Raw genomic sequence first — 21,499 nt, forward strand, 5'->3', positions numbered from 1 at the left:
TGCCACAACACAAATACCATAATGTAATCCCATATTTAGACCCACTTGGCAGCCAATAATACTAAAGGCAGCTAAACCAAGGGCGTCTAAGCGCATAAATATGCCTTTAAATTTAACCACCCATTTAGCCAGCCACGTAGTAACAATACCGGCAATACAGGTAATTAATAAATACTCTGGGTGTTGTACCCACGTAAGCGGGTAATTGCCTAGTAAAATATCTCGTACGCTGCCACCGCCAATTGCTGTAGCGCTGGCTACTAGCACTACGCCAAACCAATCCATTTTCATTCGCCCTGCGCTAAGTGCGCCAGTCATGGCTTCTGCAGTAATACCAATAATATAAACAACGGTTAGTAGCATAAGATAATCACTTGAAATTCGTGCGTAAAAATAAGGTGTGGATTGTATAGATAAATTAAGTAAATAACGAATGAAAAATCATACTAAAAAAGCATCATTCAGATAGAAATAACTAATAACAAAAATCAGTGTAAACAAGGTGTTAAGCTAATGAGTGAGTGCGCAGTGGTTGATGTAAATTAAAGGACATATGGCCGCAAATTATAAATAAAACAGGTTGAGGTTTAGTGTTTTTTAGCACGTTTATTTTTAAGTTTATTTAAATAGGTAAAGCGTAAAAAATTAACACAATATGAATAATCGGTTGCATGGTTTTAATTTAGGAACGTATAATAACAAGTGTTAATTAAATGGAATTTGCGTAAAACGCAGCTTAAGCATAATAGGCGGATACATGCACAAAGGATTGTTAAAGACGTGGAAAACCGACAAAGGTTTTGGTTTTATTAAATCAGACACCTTAGAACACGACACGTTTATACACATATCAGCGCTCAAACACATGAGCCGCAAGCCTAAAGTTGGCGACACCATTTACTTTGAAGTGGCAACACAGCCCGACGGTAAAACCAAAGCAATTAACTGCCGTATAGAAGGCGTTGCAGAGCTTAAAGCACCTTATCAAAAACACAATAACCAGCCGCACCGCATTGCTAAATCTAATTTTGCCAGTAGCTTTTTAGGCAAAGTTGCCTCAATAGCGCTTATTGCTGCACTTTGCTTTTATGCGATTAATAAATACAACACTTACTCAAGCAGCCAAACTCCCGTTATTACCAATGACGATTTAGCTACTTTTGATGAACAATACCCAAAAGTCGTTATTCCAAAAAGCACACAAAACTTTACGTGTGATGGCAGGCAATATTGTACTGAAATGCGCTCACGCGAAGAGGCGGTATTTTTTATAAATAATTGCCCGAATACAAAAATGGATGGTGATGGCGATGGAAAACCTTGCGAGAACGATTCACGGTTTAAAAATGAATGGTAATTTTATAAATCGATTTTAGGTATTTATATGAACGAAAATTGTATTGTGATAGAAATTTTAAAATTAATAGCCCCAATAATTTCTGCAATTGCAGCTATTGCTTCAGTTTTTGCTGTATTTAAAGCAAATGATATTGCTAATACAGTCAAAGACTTTCAAAGAAACACTTTATTAAATCAGAGAGAAATTGAGTTAATAGGCAAAGCTCTTGAAAAATTATGTATTTATAGTGTTTGGTGCAAAGATGATGGTGCGGGTAATGATGTTAACTATCACAACAGTAGTGAAACTGAGTACGCAACCCGTGATGATGCTTGGTTACAAATACCAATGGACGTAAAATTTATTTTAATTCAATTAACTTCCCATAGCGAAAGGTTGGAAACTTTACTATTAGAGTGGGAAAAAGGCTTTATTCATAAAACTGGTGAATTTTATCGTTTTGAAGATTGCCTGATGGCAGAAAAGATTACATCCTTAAGAACTATTCGCTCTGGTGGTATGTAAAGCTAACAAGCCATTAAATCGGGTGAAGATCACGCCCAACATTTTGCTGTAATTTTAGCCAACTTATTTAGACTGTTTAGCAAGTCGCTATAAAAAATAAGGAATTCATCACGAGATGACAAAAAAAATTAAGTTGAAAAGCGTACCATATACGATTGTTTCAACGTATTTTGGGCGAGAGCATTCTGGTTCTCAAGCCGAAACGTGGAAAGTTTCATTGAGAGCAGAACCTCGTTCTGTTAATGCATATATCAAGTTAACAAACAATTATCGCCAAACAATAGCTGAGCTTGCTTGCGCGCAGGTGGGTAAAGCACTTGGGTTAAATATCCCTGATTGCTATCTAGTTTATGTCAATACGGACAACTTACCAGAAAAAGTAAAAAAGGAATCGATGTTTGCTAATCGCGGCGAAATGTTAGCTTTTGCAAGCGGTAGCCCTGATCCGGATGTTATGAGCTTCGAGAGATTACTTGTAATAGATGATAATAAAGCAAATGCTCTATTTGATGCATGGGAAAATCTTGATTTAGTTATTGCCTTCGATGAGTGGATTGCAAATCCCGATAGAACAATGTGCAACTACCTATTTTCACCCTCGGATAATGATTTTTGGTTAATCGATCACGGGTCTGCCCTGACAGGGGATTATATGCCTCGTTGGGCGTTGCATGATGCAAAGGTGGAAACGCATAACGCTTTGTATGAGAGTATTGCCCACCAAAAAGAACTCAGTGAAAAGTACGAAATGAAGAAAAAGGCGGCTACATTAATGACTAAAGCCCATAATGTAGATTATGATAGTTTGGATGCTAGCGGCTTCTATAAAATGATTGACAGCAATGTTAACGTGGAAGACATCGCCAAGTTCCTTCAAGAAAGAATAGATTATTCGGTAGAGTTATTATGTCAAAAATTGGGAATTCCTCAGCTAGTTTGAAGTTTAGTTTGCCAGATTTTTCAAATACGTTTTCAGCTCTCTGGGTACCTGTCTATCTTGAGCCAATTACTTTCTCTGGAGAACGAATTACTATTGGGTTGGTTTTCAGGGCTATTGATGGAACGATAAAAGTTGTTAACACCTTGCCCTTTGATGCACTGAATAAAGTATTTGGTAACAAAGGAAATGATTTGCACTCATTGGCTAACCTTGTGCTTATGAGCTTTGATACTCATGTTCGTGCAACGAACAAGTTCGAAACTTTTATTCCTAATGTTAAGGGGGTTTTCATCGGCGATACTGTAGAGACTTTTGACAAAGACCTTGAATCAATAATTTATCAAGTTAGAAAAAATTACTCTGTATTTTCAGCTCTTTTTATAAGCGGTGAGGATGGAATAACTAGAAGTAGAACAGAATCTCAGGCTAAGGTTTGGGCAAATACAATTAGAACGGAAACATTGAAATTCAGAGCAAGTCTTTCAAATAACTTTAATCGTGAATTCAAGTTTCGAGAGGGTGCGAAAGCGGCAAGTATTGGATATGTCGGTAACAATATAGCCTTTAACTTTGGAGCGTTAGATCCCGATAGCTCTTCATTTCCTTTGCAACAGAATAGAATCATACGGCAAGCAACTGAACTCAACTCTCTGAACAAATTAGGTATGTTTGATTTTAGTTACTTGGAAGTTAATGTTTGGACTCCCGCAAAAGCTAACCTAAGCCGGTCGTCTGAATCGAAGCTCTATTGCGTATCTGAGGAGCTAGAGCAGCTAGGTGATGATATAGATATTCGTATTGCTTTGGGTCAGGACTATAAAAGAGTCACTGAGAAAATACTAGCGGATAGCAGCTTACAGTAGATTTTTATAAAACGATTTACACTGACATATATGGGCGCTCCCTTGAAGTCAAGACGAGTTGGTATACAAACATCAAAGTTGATGCTTTTATTATAATTTATCTCATATCAGAGTAATGATGCGTCACAAGCTTGCTTAAAAGCAAAGGTACTTACATATATTCGAGCTATGGCGTCATGGTTATCATGCGCCATGCTCCTAATGAGCTTCGTAGCACAATTAATAAGACACCCATCTTAAATTTCAGCTTAGTCAGCAGTGCAGAGCAGAGCAAGTTTTCGGAGTATTAAAAAATGGACTTTGTTATATGCTTAATTTTATTTTTATTGTTCTATATTTTAGTCAATTATATCCAAAGCATTATTGGGTATTACCCTAAACTAGCTAGAGAATATAAAACGGATTTAATTATTTCTGATTCCTCACTTTTAAAATCAAGCAGTATGTACTTGACGAATGTGGCAGATATTTCTCGTGAGAAAAACAGTGAATATCGGACTTGGCTAAATATTAAATCATTTCAGCAAGGTATATTTATAAGCCAAAAACGGATGTTGATTCTACTATTTCCCAGGAGTTTTTTAATACCATGGGAGCAAATTAGTTTAATAAAAGAAAAAACTAATTTTCTTAAAAATCAATATCTTTATAAAGTCGAATGTAAAAAAGAACCTGTTTATATCATTACGAAATTCGATTTGTTAAAAAGCGTAAGTAACAAGAATTTACGAGAATAAATGAAGTCAAATCTTGACTTCACACATCAAAACTTAAATTAGTCGAATAGCTTTGATATAAGCTATTTTACCCTCTAAAAGCGAAGCGCCTCATAACCTCTTTGTGAATTAGTCTTTAGAGATTACGAAGAGGGCATTAACTTGGGGTGCGGTAGACGAACGCTTTAAGTTGAAAGTGGGCGTCACTTTAAACGTAAAACATCGGCGAATTAGCTCTCTAATACACGCCGATGTTTATAACTTATTTAAATAAGCACATTACTTGTAAGGTATTAAACCTTAGTCTGCTTTACGGTAAAGGCTTATTAAACATATTGCTAAAAGTAACGTTGCAATCATGCCTGAAGCGCCAGCAACAGCTGATGGAAGGAATCCATCACGGCCAAAGGTAATTAAAATACCATTGGCAAGCATTGCAACTCCGCCAGCTAAGGCTGTAAGTCCGCCAATTGCTTTGCCGCCTTTAGCTATAAAAGACAGGCCAAAAACAAGAGCTGCTAATCCCAATAATAATTTAGCTGCGTAGTAAATCATGAATGACAAAGAAACCACGCCACCAATTAAAGGTTGTGCGCCTTCTACTGTGCCCGCAACTTTTCCAAATGTAGAAAACAAAGTAAGGCCAATACTCACTTGTACTATGTTAAGTACCGCACTAAACGCGATTGCCGACCAGCCTAGTTGAGCGTTTTTTGCTTGCACCATAGATGTGCCTGCAAAGGCAACAAGTAAAGTAAATACCAGTGCTTCTAGCCCCCAAGCCACCTGCCTTGAAAAACTAATTTCTGCACTGTAAAGAACAGAATAAATACCCTGTGATATCGCCAATACCAATAATAAAGATGCTGTAATTAGCATGGTGCGTTTATTCGTAAATTCCATTATTTACCTCTTATAATTTTATATTTAATGCTTTAAAAAGATTCTACAGGTTTGAATACATCAAACAGGGAGCTTTTTAGCTAATTAGCTTTTACACTTAGCCTATAAGACAGGTAAAGCTATTTAATTATTTCACTTAAACCTATAAAAGTATTAATTAATAATAAATAGGCTAAAGCTTTGGCTTTTTAAATCAAAACTTAAATTGTAAAACTGTTTTGATTCAAGCCATTTATGCCCTCTAAAAGCGCAGCGACTAATTCCCTCTCAGTAAATCAACGTTTAATTATCTTAATTATCAAGAGGGCACACATTTTGAGTATGTGGTTAAACGGCTTAATATTTACGGCGTTAAGATAAAAACGTAAAATGGGACCAGTCACTTAATGCTGTAATAGTTTGCTTTGTAGGGGGCGCAACATAGATTAAACCTGCAATGGCAATAACTGATGCTAGCGTAATTAATTTGTTATCGAAGTCGGCTATTTTTAAAGCTGTTCCGAAAGAGCGTTTAATGGTGACATTGCTTAAATCTACACTGTAAATTTCATCCAGCAATAAATGAATTAACCCGCCTAGTAAAATAAACCCGCCCGTTAACCAGGCAAAAACGGCTGCTTGGGTTGTTGATTGGTCATTTAGTTTCCATACTACTTGAGTCGTTAATAGTGCGCATAACAGTATAAATAGTAAAGAGTGGCAACTGCCTCTATGTACTGTGATCCACTCAAAAATGGGCCTAATAATATATTTCATAAATCCGTAAACCAATAAGGGCACTACGATTAACTCGATAAAGCTAATTGTCATAATGAGCTCGGTGGTTATGTAATGCAGTACCAGTAATACAGCGCTGAGTGCAAATAAGTTAAAAATAGTATCGAGTGATGTTGAGTTATCTGAATCTATGTCGGGTAATAAGCCGCCGATTGAGCCTAAAAACCATAACCAGAGCGCGCCCTTTAATTCAATATGTCCTGCAGATAATAAGGTGGCAGATGCTAAGCCTGTGATGATTACGGCAGTATTAAGATGAGTATTGAAGTTTGCCATTATATCTCTTGATGGGAAAAAGTAGGGCATTCTAACAATTGAAAAGTTTATTGTTCAATGTTCTTTTTAAATAGATTTTGTATTACTTTGATTAATCGCTAATAGTACAATTGTTATTCTGTATTGTGGTTAGTGGTGCGAGCAAGTTGTAATTTTTTTGATAAAAATCAATAATACAGATAGTTTTTATTGCCTATTGGCCTTTTGTATTTTTACTAAAAGCCTAGCTATCAACTTATAAAACGGCTTAACTGGAATCCACATGAACCAAAATAGATATAAAGCATCGTTTCCTGCGCCTAATATTGGTAGTGAGTACTTTGTTTCATCAACATGGAGCAGTTATGGTTTCTGGGCTTTATTAGCACTGACTCCGCTTGCTCATTACATGATGTACTATAGCGTTGACGGTTTAGAACATGGCAAAGATTTAAACGCTGTAGGAATTATTGCGCTTGGTGCTCTTGCTTTGTTTGTTTTAAATATAGCAGCCCAATCTATACGTTGGTTAGGCAGGCTTTTGGCAGTGGTTTGCTTTAGCATTAGTCTGTTTTTTATATTATTGCTTATTTACCTCAGTGTATATTCACACTTTCCAATTGCTTATTTAGGTGCTATTTCTTATTTTGGGTTAGCGGCTTATTTTTATAATAAAGACTATTTGAAAGCCATAAAAACACTATAGCATTTACTATGTAGTTACTAATTCACGCCATCTAATTTTTTATATCGTCATAAAATGCAATTTTCCCTCGGCCTGTTTCTTTTATGTGGTAGAGCATATTGTCTGCGTTTACCATTAACGCAACTAATTCGTTGCCATCATTTGGGGACACTGCAATACCTATGCTTGCACCTACTGCGCATGTTTTATTTTGCGCAATATTAATATCGTGTTTTAACTCATTGAGTAAGGCGTTCGCTTTTTGTTGTGTTGCCGTTTTATCGTAGGTTTTAATTTGCTGTGCAACAATAAATTCGTCACCGCCTAGGCGGATACACATGTCGTTTTTTTCATGAAAAAGTGTTTTAAATCTATGCGCTATTTCAATTAGCACTTTGTCGCCAGCTTCGTGGCCGTAGGTGTCGTTAATGGGTTTAAACTTATCTAAATCAATCATCATAAGCACTAAATGTTCATTATGTTTAATACATTCACGTAGTGCTTTTTTAAGGCGTTTTTCACCGGCGCGTCGGTTTAATAAGCCAGTGAGCGGGTCGTGATCGGCTTCAAAACGGGTTTGAAATTCGCGTTCTGCGCGCTCAGTTACATCATGTAAAATGACTTCAACTAAGTGTTCTTGATGAGCGCTTCGCTTTGTTTCACGTTGCTCAGTTAATCTTACAAATAAGCAGTGCAACCAAATGGTTTTATGGCCCACTTTACACTCTATATCTAGGGTCGCTTGTGGCGGGTTTTTATCACAACGAATATCTGCAAGCAGGCTTTGTAACTCATCTACGTTATTTAATAGAGCAGGAAAGTGCAAGGTTGATAATTCTTCTTCGCCGGGTACGGTAAAGTAATGTTTAAACGCGGGATTAAAGGTGGTGATAATATTATTGTCATCTAATAAACAAATACCGGCGCTGGCTTGTTCAAAAATAAGTCTAAATTTAGCTTCTAGTTCTTGAGTTTTTTTACGAAGGGATTGCTCATTACTTATGGTTAACTTTAACTCATGCATTAGAGCGTTTATACCATGCGTTAGCCTGCTTATTTCGTCTCGCTTACCTTGTCTAAATTCTAGCATTGTCATAGTTTCGGGATTAGTGGGGTCAATTGTCGCAAAGCTGTCGGTTAGGTTTTGAATAGGCTGAGTAAGCCATTTACGTACAACTAACGACACAAAAAAAGCGATGACGATTGATTGAATCAGCATTAAAAGAAATTCTTTTATAAGTGATGACTGTGCTTGTTGTTCAATAAATTTATCGTCGGGGTATATGGCAAGTACACCTATAAAGGAGCCTTCTATAAAGGGGTGAATTAATTTAATTAAAACAGCTTCATTTTTTTTGTTAGTAGAGCCACTTGCAATAAATAACTCCATTTCGCCTTTTGCGTTTGCTTCTCCTTCTAGGCTTGCGCCTTGCACTAAATCGTTACTTAGTAAGCCATTAATAATTTCTTGGCTTAATTCACGATCGTTTAAGTAGGCAGCTATTGCGGCTGTTTTTCCCATTGTTTGTGCTAACTGCTGCACGAGTAGGTAATTGGTGTTTTTCTTTTCTTTAAAACCCGAGTAATAAGAAAGAGTTGACGATACTAACGTAACTACAATAGCGACAATGGCGATTGATAGAGCAACGCGTACGTAGAGTGCTTGGCTAATTTTTATCAAATGTGTATACCACTTTTACTGCGTCTGTAACCTGCGATTGGGGAATATAGCCAATTGCAAATTGTGATGCCGCTATTTTGTTTAACGCGTCTTCAACGGATGTTGAGGGTGTTGGGGGCTTTGCGCGCCCTGAAAACAATAACCTAGCCCAATAAGCATTAATTTTTTGCTCATCTTTGTTGACCAGTTGTAGGTAAAAGTCATTTTTTAACGTGGATTGCGCCGGCAAATCGAGTGGTTTAGAGGTTTCACCATCAGGGAACGTTAAATAACGGCCCATGTAAATATCAATAACTTCGCGCTTAGATAAGGCGTTAATTGTATTGCTTTTATTTACCACCACTACAAATTCTGTAGATTTTGCATTAACACTAACAAGGAGCAGGCATAGCGGCTGCAACAGATAAAGGAGTACGTTACGATAGCTCATCATTGTTAAAACACCATACTAGCGTTCAAACTTAGCATATGTACTTTGTGGCCTTCGTCTACATCAGCCGGATTACTAAGGCTCCATAACCCCGCGCCTACGGGCTTTATATCAAAGCGGTCTAGTTGGGCTTTTAGCACTAAGCGCTCCGATAGCTGCCATTTTACACCTATGTTAATTGAATGCTGATGAACATAAGGCACTTTAATAGCAGCTTGTGTTGCAAGTGCTAGCTGTTGTATTGGTTCTGAAATTTGCTCGGGTGTGCCTGGTGAAAAAACAGGATCGTTTACTTGTATAACATCATGACGATTTCTTGCTGCTGAAAAGCTCGTGTAAAATATTGCATTGTTTACCCTATACCCAGCGCTAATATAAGTACTGAAAACTGATGGTGCAATTATCCAATCGGATTCTGAAATACCTACTTCAGATTGAATAAGCCAATTATCATGATCGTAGGTAAGTCCAAACGCGGCATATTCTATACTGTGGCCTTTGGTATTAAATTTGTTAGATATAGTGTCTGCTTGTGGCCATATACTTTGTGGGACAGCGTCTAGTAAAGCTAAAAACTCATCTAGTGAGTCCAGCTTATAGTCACCAAAATCAGACTTTGAAAGTGAAAAGCGCACTGTCCAAGAATCCAGTGAATAGGTAGCACTTAAGGTTGTTAAATTATCAAAATCTATAAAAAAGTCTTTGTTGTATGCTTGCAGCTTTGCAGTAGAGCTCCCATAGGCGAGCTTTAAGCGTAAAAATCCTTCATCAATGGCTTTACTGTATTCAATATCCACGCCGTCGTAATTTCCTGCAATGTTTGCAAAAGAATAGTATTCGTGAGGAGGGCGTATCCATAAGTAGGCGTATCCTACATAAGGATATTCAGAGAGTAAGTAAAGATCGCTATTTAGCCGACCAGCACGGATAGCCCAATGGCGCGAGGGGCGGTAACGTACAAAGGCGAGCTCTAAAAAATTATCAAGACTTTTAAAGGTATGATCTTGTAAAACGACTTGTATCACGGAGTCCCAGTTTTTTGAGAGTGAGATATTAGCTTGCCCACCTAAAATTGAATCACGCGTTGCTGAAAAGCCTGTATCGTTTTCGTTTAAATAATTAGATGCAAAGGCGATATCTGAATCGTCAGTGTAACTGAGTGTTAAGGATGCAAAACCGCTAAATTGCACGTCTATTTCATTTGCATAGCTTTTATTAGCAGCAGAAATTACCAATATAGCTATGGCAATTGTACCTCGGAACAACATGTTAGCGCTTATTTTTATGATATAGATAATAAAAAGATAGCACATTTTTTTAAATTACCAACTTTACTAACATACGTTTTTACCATAGGCATTAGGGTGGCATGGACAGGCAGCTTACATTCTTTAGTGTTGGTTTTTAATTTAACTTAAATTGTAAATTTAAAACATAACACTATTCTAAGTTTCACATAAAAGAGGCTATTTTAAGTTGCTTTAATTTTTACCTCTCAAAGCAATATTATATTAACTACGTAACGTTATTTATCTTATTTGTTAATTTACAATGTTATATTGTTGCAATGCTTATTTGATATAGTATAACATTCACTCCTATGTAATTTCCCTAATTAGAGTTTTAGTGTGACAACACCTACCGCGATTAATAAAACACCACCAATTGAACAAAAAACGTTTGATAAACACGTTAGCAACAGAGGCGCGACTTTAAACGATACGATGATTGAAGTGAGCTCTTTAAATTTTAGTATTAAAAATAACGCTATTTTAAAAAACTTAAGCTTTAGTGTAGCTGCAGGCGAGGTGTATGCGCTACTCGGTGGTAATGGTGCAGGTAAATCAACTACATTAAAAACGTTACTCGGGTTTAATAAACCAACTCAAGGCTCTGTAAAAGTAGCCGGTAAAGAGGTTACTCAAGCGCTTGATTTTGTACGTGGCAAAACCGCGTATTTGCCAGAGTCGGCAACACTTTACCCGCATTTAACTGCTCGCGAAAATGTTGAATATTTTTTATCACTTGCTGATATTAAAAAATCAGATGAACAAATTAACGCGGCTTTTAATCGTGTTGCATTACAGCGCGATGCGTGGGACCGCCACATGCAAACTTATTCAAAAGGCATGAGGCAAAAAACAGCAATTGCACTTGCGATACTGCGTGAAGCTCCGATATTTTTACTAGATGAGCCTACATCGGGCCTAGACCCTGTTGCCATTGATGAATTTAATCAACTTGTACGCGAGCTTGCATTAACTGGTGCGACTATTTTAATGGTTACGCACGATGTATATGGCGCGTGCCAAGTGGCAAATCGTATTGGTTTACTTAAAAATGGTGAGCTGGTGGGAGAGTATGATGCGCCCCAAAGTGGGCGTATTGATACCGAGCAAGTACACGCTGCATTTGGGCATCACGCTAATAGAGGTGCTTAATGAGTATAAATAACTTTTCAAAGGTGGTGATTGTTGCCAAAGATGAGTGGCGTTATTGGCTTCGCTCAAAATTAGCAATGACCGTGCTTGCTATTGGTTTGGTGCTCACGGTTGCTTCGGTGATTGTAACGGCTATTACCATGATGGAGCTAAGCCACACACGGCATGAGTTACAGGCAACTAGCGATAAAAGCTTTGTTGATCAACCCGACCGTCATCCACACAGAATGGTGCATTATGGGCATTATGCATTTAGAACGCCTTCACCACTGAGTACGCTTGACCCTGGTATTGATGCCTACACAGGCAACTCAATATTTTTAGAAGGGCACAGACAAAATAGCGCAATGTTTGCAGATAGCCGCCAAGGTACTGCATTAACTAAATTAGGTAGTTTAACGCCTGCATTTATTGTACAAACACTCGCACCTTTATTACTGATATTAATTGGCTATAGCGGTATTAGCCGCGAGCGTGAGTCACAAACACTCTCGTATTTGTTATCGCAAGGTACATCGGGCGCAACGCTTATTGCAGGTAAAGGGTTGGCGCTACTTTCTGTTGTGGCTTTAATTTTAACTCCGCTGACGGTATCGGCTTTATTTACACTTGGCTCAGGCGAAGGCTTACTTGCGGTTGCAAGCTTTGTGCTTGGCTACGCTTTATATTTAATTGTGTGGGTGCTGCTTATTTTACTGGCATCGAGTGTGTTTAGTAAAAACAGCGGCAGCTTTACAGCACTTGCCTTTGTTTGGATTTTACTGTGTATTGTAATCCCACGTGTAGCAAGTACAACAGCCTCCACGGCAGTGCCATCAGCAGGCAAAATAGAAACCGACTTTGCTGTAAAAGCCGAACTTAGAAAACTAGGCGACGGCCACAACACAAACGACCCCGCATTTAAGCAATTTAAACAATCGCTCCTTAATAAATACAATGTGAGCAGTATTGATGAGTTACCCGTTAATTTTAGAGGGCTAGTGGCAAGCGAGTCTGAGGCTAAACTCACAAGCGTACTCAATAAGTTTGCTGAGCAGCGTATGCAAGCTGAGCTTAAACAAACAAAGGTATCGCGTTATTTTGGTTGGGTTTCACCTATGGTGGCTATTCGGTCGTTATCGATGATTGTGGTAGGCACGAGTATTGAAACCCATCATCGCTTTTTACGCGAAACCGAGCAGTTACGTTTTGATTTTGTGCAAGGGCTTAACAAAGTTCATGTAGAAAAGCTTAGCTACCAAGACGACATGAACCGCAATGCTGATACTGCTGCAACCCAAAAGGCACGTGTAAGTGCTCAAAATTGGCAAATACTGCAGGACTTTACTTTTAATGTAGACAGCTCAAAAGCGAGAGCGCAGCGAAGCATACCTGCTTTTTTACAGTTATTTCTTTGGATTGCGGTGCTGTTAGGCGGTATTAAATTTGTAGGGAGGCGTTTGTTATGAGTTACCTATTAAAACAGCTTGCGCGTGAGTGGCGTTTTTTACTTCGCCAAAAATACTTAGTGGTATTACTAGTGTGTACCTTTGTAATGTCGGGGTTTGCAGTTTTCAGCGGACTTAGTGAAGTAACACAGCAAAAGCAAACTATTGAGCGCTTAAAAGCCGCCGATTTAACAGACTTAACTAACGTTCAACATAAATACGAAGACCCAGGCTCGCTTGCCTATTACAGTTTTCACTTAACGTATTCATCGCCTTCAAATTTAGCGTTTGCTGCTTTAGGCGAGCGCGATATTTATCCGTGGAAACATCGCTTAAACCTACTTGCGCTAGAGGGACAAATTTACGAAAGCGATGCGCAAAACGCAGAGCTAGCGCAGGCGGGTAAAATTGATTTTGTATTTGTAGTAAGTGCATTAGCACCGCTGATAGTTATTTTACTATTTCATGATTTATTTGCTAATGAGCGAACAAGCGGTAGGCATGATTTATTAGTAACTACTGCTAAGTCGTACTTTGCATTATGGGGGGCGCGAATAGCAGTGAGGTTGATTGCAGTAATAGTGTGTTTAATGCTGCCATTTTATATAGGTACATTGCTTAGTCATTCGGCCCTTGCTGATGTGGGGTTTGTTACTTTTATTTGTGTAATTTACATTGCGTTTTGGACTGCGCTCAGTGTGTGGTGGGGTAAAAACGCCAGCAGTGCGCCGCGTGTTGCTTCAACGTTAATTGGTTTTTGGGTGTTAGTTGCTTTTATTATTCCTATTTTAGGCGATTTAGTTATAAACAAAACGGTGCACTCACCAAAGGGCGGCGACATTGTGCTTACTCAAAGAGAGGCCGTTAACGATGCATGGGACTTACCAAAGAAAACCACAATGGATGCTTTTGTTGCATCAAATCGACAGTGGAAAGATCACGTTGATATGCAAAGCGAGTTTGAGTGGAGATGGTATTACGCATTTCAGCAAGTTGGAGACGAAAAAGCAGGTGAACTTTCACATGCGTATCGTGATGCAGCGCATACAAAGTATCAATTAGCGGGAATTGTATCGTGGTTTTCACCACCATTGCTGTTACAACGCAGTTTTACACGACTGGCGAGCACTGATGCTTTAGCTGCATTTAGATACGAATACCGTATGCGAGGATTTCATAAAAGTTTAAGGGAGTTTTACTACCCTTGGCTCTTTATAAAGGGTAACCCACCAAAAGCGGCGCTTGAGAATATGCCTAGCTTTAAAAAAACAATGCTTAATGAAATGGATGAGCCTGAAGTTACAGGCGTTAAGCTAAAAGAAAATTTATCAGTTAACTAATTAACAAGGTTTATAATGAATACCAATAATAAAGGGCTAAAGCTAACCTATTTAAGCGCATGCTTAGTCAGTTTATTTAACAGCCATGCTATGGCAGTTGAGCAAAACCAAAAAGATGACAACGCAAATAATAGCCCTATAGAAAGATTGGCTGTAATCGGCTCGCGCCAAGCGTATCAAGGTAAATTTAGTGCGTTAGAAACACCGCAATCAGAACTGAAAATAGATTTAGAAGCCCTTGAAAACGCAGGTGCGATAGATTTAAACCAAGCGCTTGATTTGTCGGCGTCGGTTGCACGACAAAATAACTTTGGTGGACTTTGGAATAGCTTTGCGCTGCGTGGTTTTGTAGGCGATGAAAACTTACCAAGTAATTACCTTGTAAATGGGTTTAATGCCGGGCGTGGTTTTGGTGGCTCGCGCGATTTGTCGGGTATTGAGTCGGTTGAGGTTTTAAAAGGCCCACGAGCTGCACTATTTGGCCGAGGAGAGCCTGGTGGTACAGTAAACCTTGTTACTAAACGCCCAACATTTGATACAAGTGGCGAGCTCAAGCTAAGCGTAGGCAGTTTTGATACCTACCGTGCTGATGTAGATTACACAACGTCCCTTAACGACGATGTAGCAATTAGACTGGTTGGTTTTTATGAAGACGCGAAAAGCTTTCGCGATACGATAGAAACAACTAAACAAGGCTTTAGCCCATCAATAACGTGGAATATTAATGATAATAGCCAACTAATATATGAGCTTGAATACAGCGACCAAGAAGTCCCTTTTGATAGAGGTGTATTAGCTATTGATGGTGAACTTGGTTTAATACCAGAAAGTCGCTTTTTAGGAGAACCAGGTGATGGCCCAATAGAGGCAGATGTACTTGGTCATCAATTAGAGTTTGTTCATGACTTTAATGATAACTGGAGCGTATTACTGGGCGCTAACTATCGTGATACATCGCTTGAGGGTTTTGCTACCGAAACCGGTTTTGCAGGTGTTGTTGATGGCGAGGTAAATCGCTTTAGGCGTTATCGTGATTACGATGCTACATACCAAGTATACCGTGCAGAAGTTACCGGTAATTTAGAGGTTGCTGGGTTAGAGCATCGTTTAATAATTGGTGTGGACTCTGATAAATTCGAAAATGATCAATTTGTTCTTCGCGTGCGTGGCGATCAGTATATTAATGTATTTAACCCCGTGTATGGTGCGTATGAGTTACCTACGCCAACGGCCAATACCGATAAGTTAGAAGTGCAAGAGTCGTTAGGGATATTTATACAAGACCAAATAAGCCTAACCGATAAGCTAGATATACGTGTAGGTGCACGTTTTGATGACTACGAACAAACACTTAATAACCGTTTAGCTGATACTCAATCAAAGCAAAACGAATCGCGTGTTAGTCCGCAGTTTGGTGTCGTGTATGAGGCGAGTGAGTTTTTATCTGTTTATGCTGCTTATGGCGAAAATTTTAGGCCTTTATCAGGCACTGATACAAATGGCGATGGTTTTGAGCCAAATCAATCAACGTCGTCAGAGGTAGGCGTTAAATTTACTTTAAACGATGGCGCACTGTTTGGCACCGTTGCTGTATTTAAAGTAGAACAAGACAATATGTTGGTAGTTGACGATCCCACTGCATTTACTTTTGCTGCAATTGGCGAAGCACAAAGCAAAGGCATAGAAATTGATATAAACGGTGATCTTACTGATGATATAAGCCTTTGGTTATCTTATGCGTATGTTGATGCAACCATTGAAAACTCATTTTTTGATGCGAACTTTGGTTATACAGTAGAAGCGGGAAGCTCTTTATTAAATATTCCTGAGCATCAATTTAGTTTACAACTAGTTAAATCGTCTGAATTATATGGTAAAGCCGTTAAATTTGGTGGAGGCTTAGTTTATGTAGGCTCACGAAACGGCTTTTTTGGTACCGATTTTGAGTTACCAAATTACACAACAGCGCGTACATTTGTTGATGTTGACGTAACTAAAGCATTTGGTTTACGCGCAGAGGTAGATAACCTGTTTGATGAAACCTATTACACTAACTCATTTGCTGATGCGTGGGTTCAACCGGGGACACCGCGTAGCGTAAGGTTAAGTGCGACTTTTAAGTTTTAAACGTACACATTAAAATGATACAAATGAAAAGGCTGCTTTATTTAAGCAGCCTTTTTACATTGGTTATAAACCGTTAGGTTTTTAGGGTCTGTCTAGCGCTGTTTTGCATCAACAAGTAACACTTAACTTAATAACAAAGGCTTTATGAAATAGACGGTGGATAAGTAAACCTTTATTATAAATTCCTTGTTTTGCCAATGTTATAGCTAGGATTTAATAGCAATATAAAATGGAGATTAATTGTGAAAGATAAATTAAAAGAAAAAAGTGTGACACAGAAATTTTTTGGTGAATATTCTTGGATGTATCAAGTTTCAGCGTTTCTTGCTTTTATTATGGTTATTTACATTAGCTTTAATGGAGAGGGAAGTGTTTGGACACAGCTTGTGAATGGTGATTTTAATTCTGCTTTGCTTGTTAGCATTGTTGGTTATTTATCTGAATTTAGATATCGATTTATTAAAGAATCTCGAAATAACTAATAAGATTAAAAAGCGACTAATTTAAGCGGCTTTTTAATCTTTTACAGTGAAATACCTAATTAGACGTAATTAATGAGTTGCTCTGTCGCCCCAAATATCTTCTAGGCGGCTATCTCGACCACAACGCCAGCGATAGGTGTTGTAACGGATTGGGTTGTTTTTGTAATAATCTTGATGAAAGCTTTCTTTTCCTTTAATAGGGTAAAAGGTACTTGCGTTTAGTATTGGTGTAACCACAGTTTGATTAGGGAACTCGGCAACTACTGCAGCTTTTGTTTTTTCAGCTAATTTACGTTGTTCGTCGTTTTCAACAAATATAGCACTTAAGTAACTAGGGCCTTTATCGCAAAATTGGCCTCTGGCATCAAAAGGATCAATATTAACCCAGTAATGATCAAGTATGCCTTTGTAGCTTACTATGGCTGGGTCGTAAGTAATTTCTACGGCCTCGTAATGGCCTTTATGATTACCATTGTACGTTGGGNCCGCCAGTAAAACCCGATATTACATCGGTTACGCCTTCTAGTTTTTCAAAGTCGCTTTCCATACACCAAAAGCAACCTCCAGCTAGAACGGCTTTTTCGGTTTTAGCTGCATGAGTAAATGTGCTAAACAATATTGCGGCAGATGTTAATGCGAGTGCGAGTGATTTTTTCATAAAATTATCCACCTGTAGAGTGAGTTTATAAATGCTTGTAAAGTTAGACCCGCTAAGTGCTAATACTATTTCATTGTAGAGGCATTGTATTATCAGGCTAACACTTATCTATGGTGCAAAATAATGTGCTTAAGTAAGTTTTATAGTGATAGGGCTTGTCGTTAGATCACTTTATAAGTGAGCAGCATGGTTTAATTAGTTTAGCCATATAAGTGTTATTTAATGGGGTGTTGAATTATGCTGGCTTGTTCATTAAAGTGACAACATTCGAGATATAAATTAGCAGGTGATAAATGAACCAGTTAACTGAAAAATCAATAAGCTGCCCTTATTGCGGCGAAAGTATAGAAGTATTACTTGATGCAGCAGATATTGATGAGCAATACATAGAAGACTGCCAAGTATGCTGTAAGCCTATTTCGTTTGTAGTATTTGAAGATGAAGACGAGTTAAACGTTAATGTTTACAGCGAAGACGAAGCGTTTTAACTAGTTAATTAAATACTAGGGTCTGTTGATCTTTCAAGGTTAAATTTGCAGCAGTCTGTTTGGTATTTAGGCAAGGCAGAGCCTATACAGTGTGGTTATTCCCCATAAATAGGCGATAACGTAGCATTAATGCCAAACAGGCGCTGCCCAAAGGGTTCTTCCTAGGGGCTATTTACTCTTTGTTGCTCGGTTTTGACTTAGCCCACTAGGTTACAAACCTCGCGCCGCGATTAAATAGCCCCTAGTTTGAACAAATTTCAATCCGCAAAGATCAACAGACCCTAGGCTGCAAAATTGCAGCCTTTTTAATGCGTATGTGTTTGGTTAGCTATTTTGTTCTCGCGCTAGTTGGTTAGGGAGAAGTTCTTCTACTATTTCGCGTGCTGGAAGTGTATAGCGTGTGCCGTCAAACATTACTGAGGTAAACTCGTTAATATTAGTAATGCCTGTTAAGGTCCAGCCTTCGCCGCGCTTTGGGCAATATACTGTGGTAGTGGGTTGTATTACTTTAAAATCGTCACTCATTACGTTATCTACTCTTTTTGCTTTAAAGATAATGCTTGTTAATGGGGTATGGTAAGTTAATAATGCTTGCCCATAAAGAGCTAATTTAACTAACCACTTAAATAAAATGTTTAATACCACAAAGCTTGAACGCGTTACGCTGCGTTTAATTACCCACAAACACGCTGCGTGTTTATTTAATATTTTAAACCATCCGCACGTGTCAGAATTTAACGACTACGAAACACCTCTTAGCAAAACACAAATTAAACAATTAATACAAGATGATATTAGCGCCTATTACGAAGGCGAAGTGATTAGAGTTGCAATTGAACATAATACATCTGGAAAGTTAATGGGTACTTGTGGGCTTTATAATTTAACGCCCTGTAAAAGTAATGCATTTATAGGATTTGAGCTGCACCCCGACTTTTGGGATAAAGGCGTAATGTTTGAAGTAGTCACTGGTTTCACTAAAGAGTTACTTGAGCATATTCCGCTTAAACATTTATCGGCTGAGGTGAGTGCACACAATGCACGCTCTCATAATTTACTTATGAAGTTAGGCTTTAGTTTAAGAGAAAATTCTATTTGGCATAAATCGCTTTAACGTAAAACGACAAATCTTTAAATCTTTGCGAGTGTAAATAAAATACAAAAAATAACGGCTTTCTATTATAGTTAAGCGTAAGCAAATGAATTTGTTACCCGTGTTTTATTAAATATTTACGCTTAACAAGGATTTTATATGCTAGAAAAACTCTCTCAAGATGCACTTGTTATTTGGGCTACCATTGATCCAATAGGCACGATGGCGTTGTTTGCTGCGCTTACTTCTCACTTAACCGATAAACAACGTCGTAAAACAGCTTTTAAAACGGTGCTTTATGCAGGCTGTGTATTATTGGGTTCTATTTTAATAGGGCAGCTAATACTCAATGCGATGGGAATTAGATTGGTGTCGTTTCAGTTAGGTGGCGGTATTATATTGTTTTTGTTTGGCCTTCAAATGATTTTTGGAAACGATTCTAACAAAGCTAAACAAGACCCCGATCACGATATTGCGGTGTTTCCGCTAGCTATACCAGCAACGGCCACACCAGGTGCTATTTTGGCGGTGATACTCCTTACCGATAACCACATACACCCAATCACCACTCAAATAGGCACAGCGCTTGTTACACTTGGAGTGCTTGGCATTACATTAATATTGTTGCTGCTTTCGGGTAAAATAATTAAGCTTATTGGTACTGGCGGCGCGTCTATTTTAACGCGTGTTATGGGGATGATTTTAGCCGCATTTTCGGTTGAGCTTATTATGACCGCGCTTGAAATAAAACAATGGGTTAAGCTCGATTAAATAACTCCTAAACATTTAAAGGAATGCCGCATGGCAATAAAAATAACAAAACACTATTTTATTAATTTAAGTTTAGCCGTAGTCATTTTTGCTATCGGTATTTTAGCTATACGTTATTACAACCATTATGTATCGGCCTATACCGATGTAACACTTAACTCAAGCGTGCTTAATGAGTCGCGCAAAGTGTTTATAAGATTACCCGCTAATTACAATCCTAAAAGAGCGTATCCGTTAATTATTAAAACCGACGGTAACTTTAATTTAGATACATGGGATAAAGCACTTACAAAACAAGCTAAGAGCGAAAAAGGGGATAAGGCTATATTGGTGTCTATTCCTAATTTGTTTTTTACAGATACACGTAATCGCGATTTAGTGCCTCCTTATGCTCGCCAAGATGTAAATACACAAGCGCGCCCAGAAGGTGAAACACTTATAGAGCCAAATGGTGAAGCCGACAAGTTTTTAGCGTTTATTGAAACTGAGTTACTCCCTTATTTATCAGCAAAATATAAGCTTAGTAATAACCGTGTGTTAAGTGGTTTTTCGGCCGGTGGCAGCTTTGTACTTTATACACTGCATACAAGGCCTGAACTGTTTAATGGCTACTTTGCCTTTAGCCCAGCGGCTTGGTATGACGATATGACAGTGGTTAATAATGTAGAAGCATTTTTAACTACTCAAGCAAATAAAATTAAGTCGCCTACTTATTTATACCTTTCGGTGGGTGGATCAGAGCATCCGTTAATGTTAAAAGCGTTTGATAATTTAGAGTCTGCTTTAACAGCAAACCCTAATAATAACCTTGTGTGGCAAAGCGCTATAAACGAAGGTGCTGAGCATTCAGATAATCCAACACTGAGTGTATCAAAGGCATTAGCTGGTTTTAGTGCGTTTATTAAAAAGTAGGTTAGATAGGTTTTAGTGGTGGCTGTATGTATACACAGCTACCGGTGTTTTAACTAGTTATGATAACGAATCAGCTTCATAGCACTTTACTTAGTTTAATGTTATTAACGGCTTACAAAGGGAAGTTGTTTTAATTTATTTTTGCACGGTAAATACGCGCACTGTGTTTATATACAGTTGATAGATATTGAGTTAGAATGCTGTCAGTACCTATGAGTATATATCACATCTATTTGTTACTGCTTTTAATTAGCCTTACGCCTTTGTGATCAGCAATAGACAGTGTAAGTACTTTGCAATTTCAATATAGTTTCACCATCTTTTATACTCTTAATGCAATTATTATATATTAGCTGGTGGCTTTATAGTAAAAGAACACATCATACTAAATATTACTATAATGCTAAACTTAGCAATGGAGTCAAATTAGAAAAAAGTAATCAGGAAAGTAGTGCAAATAATCAAGTCTACGGTAACTTCAGCCAATAAAGATATAGATGCGAGTAGTTAACCTATTTGTGATTCGTTAAAATTTTGCTCGTTCATTGTATTGGGCAGCAAACGGTAGACGTAAAAATAGGGGCATCGTGAGTTGATGGTATTACACATTAAAAAAACAATACCAGTGCGGCTGTTAATGCATTTG

General features: G+C 38.1%; 22 protein-coding genes and 1 pseudogene. 15 read left to right on the top strand and 8 right to left on the bottom strand.

Going from position 1 to position 21,499, the window contains the following annotated elements:
- On the bottom strand, window positions 1–363 hold a 363-nt coding region (locus L656_RS0104990; RefSeq protein ID WP_024598364.1), incomplete at its 3' end, for a trimeric intracellular cation channel family protein.
- Window positions 364–757: 394 nt separating this feature from the next.
- Here L656_RS0104990 and L656_RS0104995 point away from each other — a divergent pair.
- The 5 genes from L656_RS0104995 (at window position 758) to L656_RS0105015 (ending at window position 4,404) form a co-directional block, all read left to right on the top strand.
- Window positions 758–1,357, top strand: a complete 600-nt coding sequence (locus L656_RS0104995) for a cold shock domain-containing protein (protein ID WP_024598365.1) — start codon at window positions 758–760, stop codon at window positions 1,355–1,357.
- Window positions 1,358–1,384: 27 nt separating this feature from the next.
- Window positions 1,385–1,864 carry a hypothetical protein gene (locus tag L656_RS0105000; RefSeq protein WP_024598366.1) on the top strand — a complete coding sequence of 160 codons (480 nt, stop codon included), beginning with the start codon at window positions 1,385–1,387 and terminating at the stop codon, window positions 1,862–1,864.
- Window positions 1,865–1,979: 115 nt separating this feature from the next.
- A complete protein-coding gene (locus L656_RS0105005) occupies window positions 1,980–2,804 on the top strand; it encodes a HipA family kinase (protein ID WP_024598367.1) in 825 nt (274 codons plus the stop codon).
- Window positions 2,771–3,667: a hypothetical protein gene (locus tag L656_RS0105010; protein ID WP_024598368.1), complete on the top strand. Its 897-nt coding sequence runs from the start codon at window positions 2,771–2,773 to the stop codon at window positions 3,665–3,667. The genes L656_RS0105005 and L656_RS0105010 overlap by 34 nt, the downstream gene beginning before the upstream one ends.
- 293 nt (window positions 3,668–3,960) lie before the next feature.
- On the top strand, window positions 3,961–4,404 hold the full coding sequence (locus L656_RS0105015; RefSeq protein WP_024598369.1) for a hypothetical protein: 444 nt from the start codon (window positions 3,961–3,963) through the stop codon (window positions 4,402–4,404).
- Between the two features lie 279 nt (window positions 4,405–4,683).
- Here the strand turns inward: L656_RS0105015 and L656_RS0105020 are convergent, their stop codons facing one another.
- Window positions 4,684–5,286 (bottom strand): hypothetical protein, encoded by a 603-nt coding sequence (locus L656_RS0105020; protein WP_024598370.1) that lies wholly within the window; start codon window positions 5,284–5,286, stop codon window positions 4,684–4,686.
- Window positions 5,287–5,637: 351 nt separating this feature from the next.
- Entirely contained in the window at window positions 5,638–6,339 is a 702-nt protein-coding gene (locus tag L656_RS0105025) for a metal-dependent hydrolase (protein WP_024598371.1), read from the bottom strand.
- 262 nt (window positions 6,340–6,601) lie between these two features.
- Between L656_RS0105025 and L656_RS0105030 the strand changes: the two genes are divergently transcribed.
- The gene (locus L656_RS0105030) at window positions 6,602–7,024 is read left to right on the top strand and encodes a hypothetical protein (protein WP_024598372.1); all 423 of its coding nucleotides are present in this window, start codon (window positions 6,602–6,604) and stop codon (window positions 7,022–7,024) included.
- Window positions 7,025–7,055: 31 nt separating this feature from the next.
- On the opposite strand, the gene L656_RS0105035 is transcribed toward L656_RS0105030, so the two are convergent.
- Genes L656_RS0105035 through L656_RS0105045 form a run of 3 tightly spaced genes read right to left on the bottom strand, consistent with a single transcriptional unit; the run spans window position 7,056 to window position 10,382 of the window.
- Window positions 7,056–8,684 carry a sensor domain-containing diguanylate cyclase gene (locus tag L656_RS0105035; protein ID WP_024598373.1) on the bottom strand — a complete coding sequence of 543 codons (1,629 nt, stop codon included), beginning with the start codon at window positions 8,682–8,684 and terminating at the stop codon, window positions 7,056–7,058.
- Entirely contained in the window at window positions 8,671–9,117 is a 447-nt protein-coding gene (locus L656_RS0105040) for a hypothetical protein (RefSeq protein ID WP_024598374.1), read from the bottom strand. The genes L656_RS0105035 and L656_RS0105040 overlap by 14 nt, the downstream gene beginning before the upstream one ends.
- 2 nt (window positions 9,118–9,119) lie before the next feature.
- Window positions 9,120–10,382 (bottom strand): hypothetical protein, encoded by a 1,263-nt coding sequence (locus L656_RS0105045; RefSeq protein WP_029750629.1) that lies wholly within the window; start codon window positions 10,380–10,382, stop codon window positions 9,120–9,122.
- A 456-nt stretch (window positions 10,383–10,838) separates the two neighbouring features.
- Between L656_RS0105045 and L656_RS0105050 the strand changes: the two genes are divergently transcribed.
- From L656_RS0105050 to L656_RS0105070, 5 genes are all read left to right on the top strand, one after another.
- Entirely contained in the window at window positions 10,839–11,555 is a 717-nt protein-coding gene (locus tag L656_RS0105050) for an ABC transporter ATP-binding protein (RefSeq protein ID WP_033036674.1), read from the top strand.
- Complete coding sequence (locus tag L656_RS0105055) at window positions 11,555–13,003, top strand: ABC transporter permease (protein ID WP_024598377.1); 1,449 nt, start codon at window positions 11,555–11,557, stop codon at window positions 13,001–13,003. Before L656_RS0105050 ends, L656_RS0105055 begins: the two co-directional genes overlap by 1 nt.
- Window positions 13,000–14,322 (top strand): DUF3526 domain-containing protein, encoded by a 1,323-nt coding sequence (locus L656_RS0105060; protein WP_024598378.1) that lies wholly within the window; start codon window positions 13,000–13,002, stop codon window positions 14,320–14,322. The genes L656_RS0105055 and L656_RS0105060 overlap by 4 nt, the downstream gene beginning before the upstream one ends.
- Window positions 14,323–14,337: 15 nt before the next feature.
- The gene (locus L656_RS0105065) at window positions 14,338–16,449 is read left to right on the top strand and encodes a TonB-dependent siderophore receptor (RefSeq protein ID WP_024598379.1); all 2,112 of its coding nucleotides are present in this window, start codon (window positions 14,338–14,340) and stop codon (window positions 16,447–16,449) included.
- A 242-nt stretch (window positions 16,450–16,691) separates the two neighbouring features.
- The gene (locus L656_RS0105070) at window positions 16,692–16,931 is read left to right on the top strand and encodes a hypothetical protein (RefSeq protein WP_024598380.1); all 240 of its coding nucleotides are present in this window, start codon (window positions 16,692–16,694) and stop codon (window positions 16,929–16,931) included.
- Between the two features lie 69 nt (window positions 16,932–17,000).
- Here L656_RS0105070 and msrA read toward each other — a convergent pair.
- Window positions 17,001–17,589, bottom strand: a pseudogene (gene msrA, locus L656_RS01000000121945) (peptide-methionine (S)-S-oxide reductase MsrA).
- A 293-nt stretch (window positions 17,590–17,882) separates the two neighbouring features.
- Between msrA and L656_RS0105080 the strand changes: the two are divergent.
- Complete coding sequence (locus L656_RS0105080; RefSeq protein WP_024593951.1) at window positions 17,883–18,077, top strand: CPXCG motif-containing cysteine-rich protein; 195 nt, start codon at window positions 17,883–17,885, stop codon at window positions 18,075–18,077.
- A 324-nt stretch (window positions 18,078–18,401) separates the two neighbouring features.
- On the opposite strand, the gene L656_RS0105085 is transcribed toward L656_RS0105080, so the two are convergent.
- Entirely contained in the window at window positions 18,402–18,602 is a 201-nt protein-coding gene (locus L656_RS0105085; protein ID WP_002962626.1) for a hypothetical protein, read from the bottom strand.
- Between the two features lie 106 nt (window positions 18,603–18,708).
- Here L656_RS0105085 and L656_RS0105090 point away from each other — a divergent pair, with 106 nt between their 5' ends.
- The 3 genes from L656_RS0105090 to L656_RS0105100 all read left to right on the top strand — a co-directional run bounded on the left by L656_RS0105090 (window position 18,709) and on the right by L656_RS0105100 (window position 20,853).
- The gene (locus L656_RS0105090; protein ID WP_024598381.1) at window positions 18,709–19,191 is read left to right on the top strand and encodes a GNAT family N-acetyltransferase; all 483 of its coding nucleotides are present in this window, start codon (window positions 18,709–18,711) and stop codon (window positions 19,189–19,191) included.
- A gap of 138 nt (window positions 19,192–19,329) precedes the next feature.
- Window positions 19,330–19,941: a MarC family protein gene (locus L656_RS0105095; protein ID WP_024598382.1), complete on the top strand. Its 612-nt coding sequence runs from the start codon at window positions 19,330–19,332 to the stop codon at window positions 19,939–19,941.
- A 30-nt stretch (window positions 19,942–19,971) separates the two neighbouring features.
- Window positions 19,972–20,853, top strand: coding sequence for an alpha/beta hydrolase (locus tag L656_RS0105100; protein ID WP_024598383.1), 882 nt, complete (start codon window positions 19,972–19,974; stop codon window positions 20,851–20,853).
- Window positions 20,854–21,499: the final 646 nt, after the last annotated feature.

The sequence above is a fragment of the Pseudoalteromonas sp. TAE56 genome (assembly GCF_000497955.1).
Lineage (GTDB): Bacteria > Pseudomonadota > Gammaproteobacteria > Enterobacterales > Alteromonadaceae > Pseudoalteromonas.

Coding starts and splice junctions, on each gene's coding strand:
- L656_RS0104995 (WP_024598365.1), top strand. CDS start 758: ATGCACAAAGGATTGTTAAAGACGTGGAAAACCGACAAAGGTTTTGGT.
- L656_RS0105000 (WP_024598366.1), top strand. CDS start 1,385: ATGAACGAAAATTGTATTGTGATAGAAATTTTAAAATTAATAGCCCCA.
- L656_RS0105005 (WP_024598367.1), top strand. CDS start 1,980: ATGACAAAAAAAATTAAGTTGAAAAGCGTACCATATACGATTGTTTCA.
- L656_RS0105010 (WP_024598368.1), top strand. CDS start 2,771: ATGTCAAAAATTGGGAATTCCTCAGCTAGTTTGAAGTTTAGTTTGCCA.
- L656_RS0105015 (WP_024598369.1), top strand. CDS start 3,961: ATGGACTTTGTTATATGCTTAATTTTATTTTTATTGTTCTATATTTTA.
- L656_RS0105020 (WP_024598370.1), bottom strand. CDS start 5,286: ATGGAATTTACGAATAAACGCACCATGCTAATTACAGCATCTTTATTA.
- L656_RS0105025 (WP_024598371.1), bottom strand. CDS start 6,339: ATGGCAAACTTCAATACTCATCTTAATACTGCCGTAATCATCACAGGC.
- L656_RS0105030 (WP_024598372.1), top strand. CDS start 6,602: ATGAACCAAAATAGATATAAAGCATCGTTTCCTGCGCCTAATATTGGT.
- L656_RS0105040 (WP_024598374.1), bottom strand. CDS start 9,117: ATGATGAGCTATCGTAACGTACTCCTTTATCTGTTGCAGCCGCTATGC.
- L656_RS0105045 (WP_029750629.1), bottom strand. CDS start 10,382: ATGTTGTTCCGAGGTACAATTGCCATAGCTATATTGGTAATTTCTGCT.
- L656_RS0105050 (WP_033036674.1), top strand. CDS start 10,839: ATGATTGAAGTGAGCTCTTTAAATTTTAGTATTAAAAATAACGCTATT.
- L656_RS0105055 (WP_024598377.1), top strand. CDS start 11,555: ATGAGTATAAATAACTTTTCAAAGGTGGTGATTGTTGCCAAAGATGAG.
- L656_RS0105060 (WP_024598378.1), top strand. CDS start 13,000: ATGAGTTACCTATTAAAACAGCTTGCGCGTGAGTGGCGTTTTTTACTT.
- L656_RS0105065 (WP_024598379.1), top strand. CDS start 14,338: ATGAATACCAATAATAAAGGGCTAAAGCTAACCTATTTAAGCGCATGC.
- L656_RS0105080 (WP_024593951.1), top strand. CDS start 17,883: ATGAACCAGTTAACTGAAAAATCAATAAGCTGCCCTTATTGCGGCGAA.
- L656_RS0105085 (WP_002962626.1), bottom strand. CDS start 18,602: ATGAGTGACGATTTTAAAGTAATACAACCCACTACCACAGTATATTGC.
- L656_RS0105090 (WP_024598381.1), top strand. CDS start 18,709: ATGTTTAATACCACAAAGCTTGAACGCGTTACGCTGCGTTTAATTACC.
- L656_RS0105095 (WP_024598382.1), top strand. CDS start 19,330: ATGCTAGAAAAACTCTCTCAAGATGCACTTGTTATTTGGGCTACCATT.
- L656_RS0105100 (WP_024598383.1), top strand. CDS start 19,972: ATGGCAATAAAAATAACAAAACACTATTTTATTAATTTAAGTTTAGCC.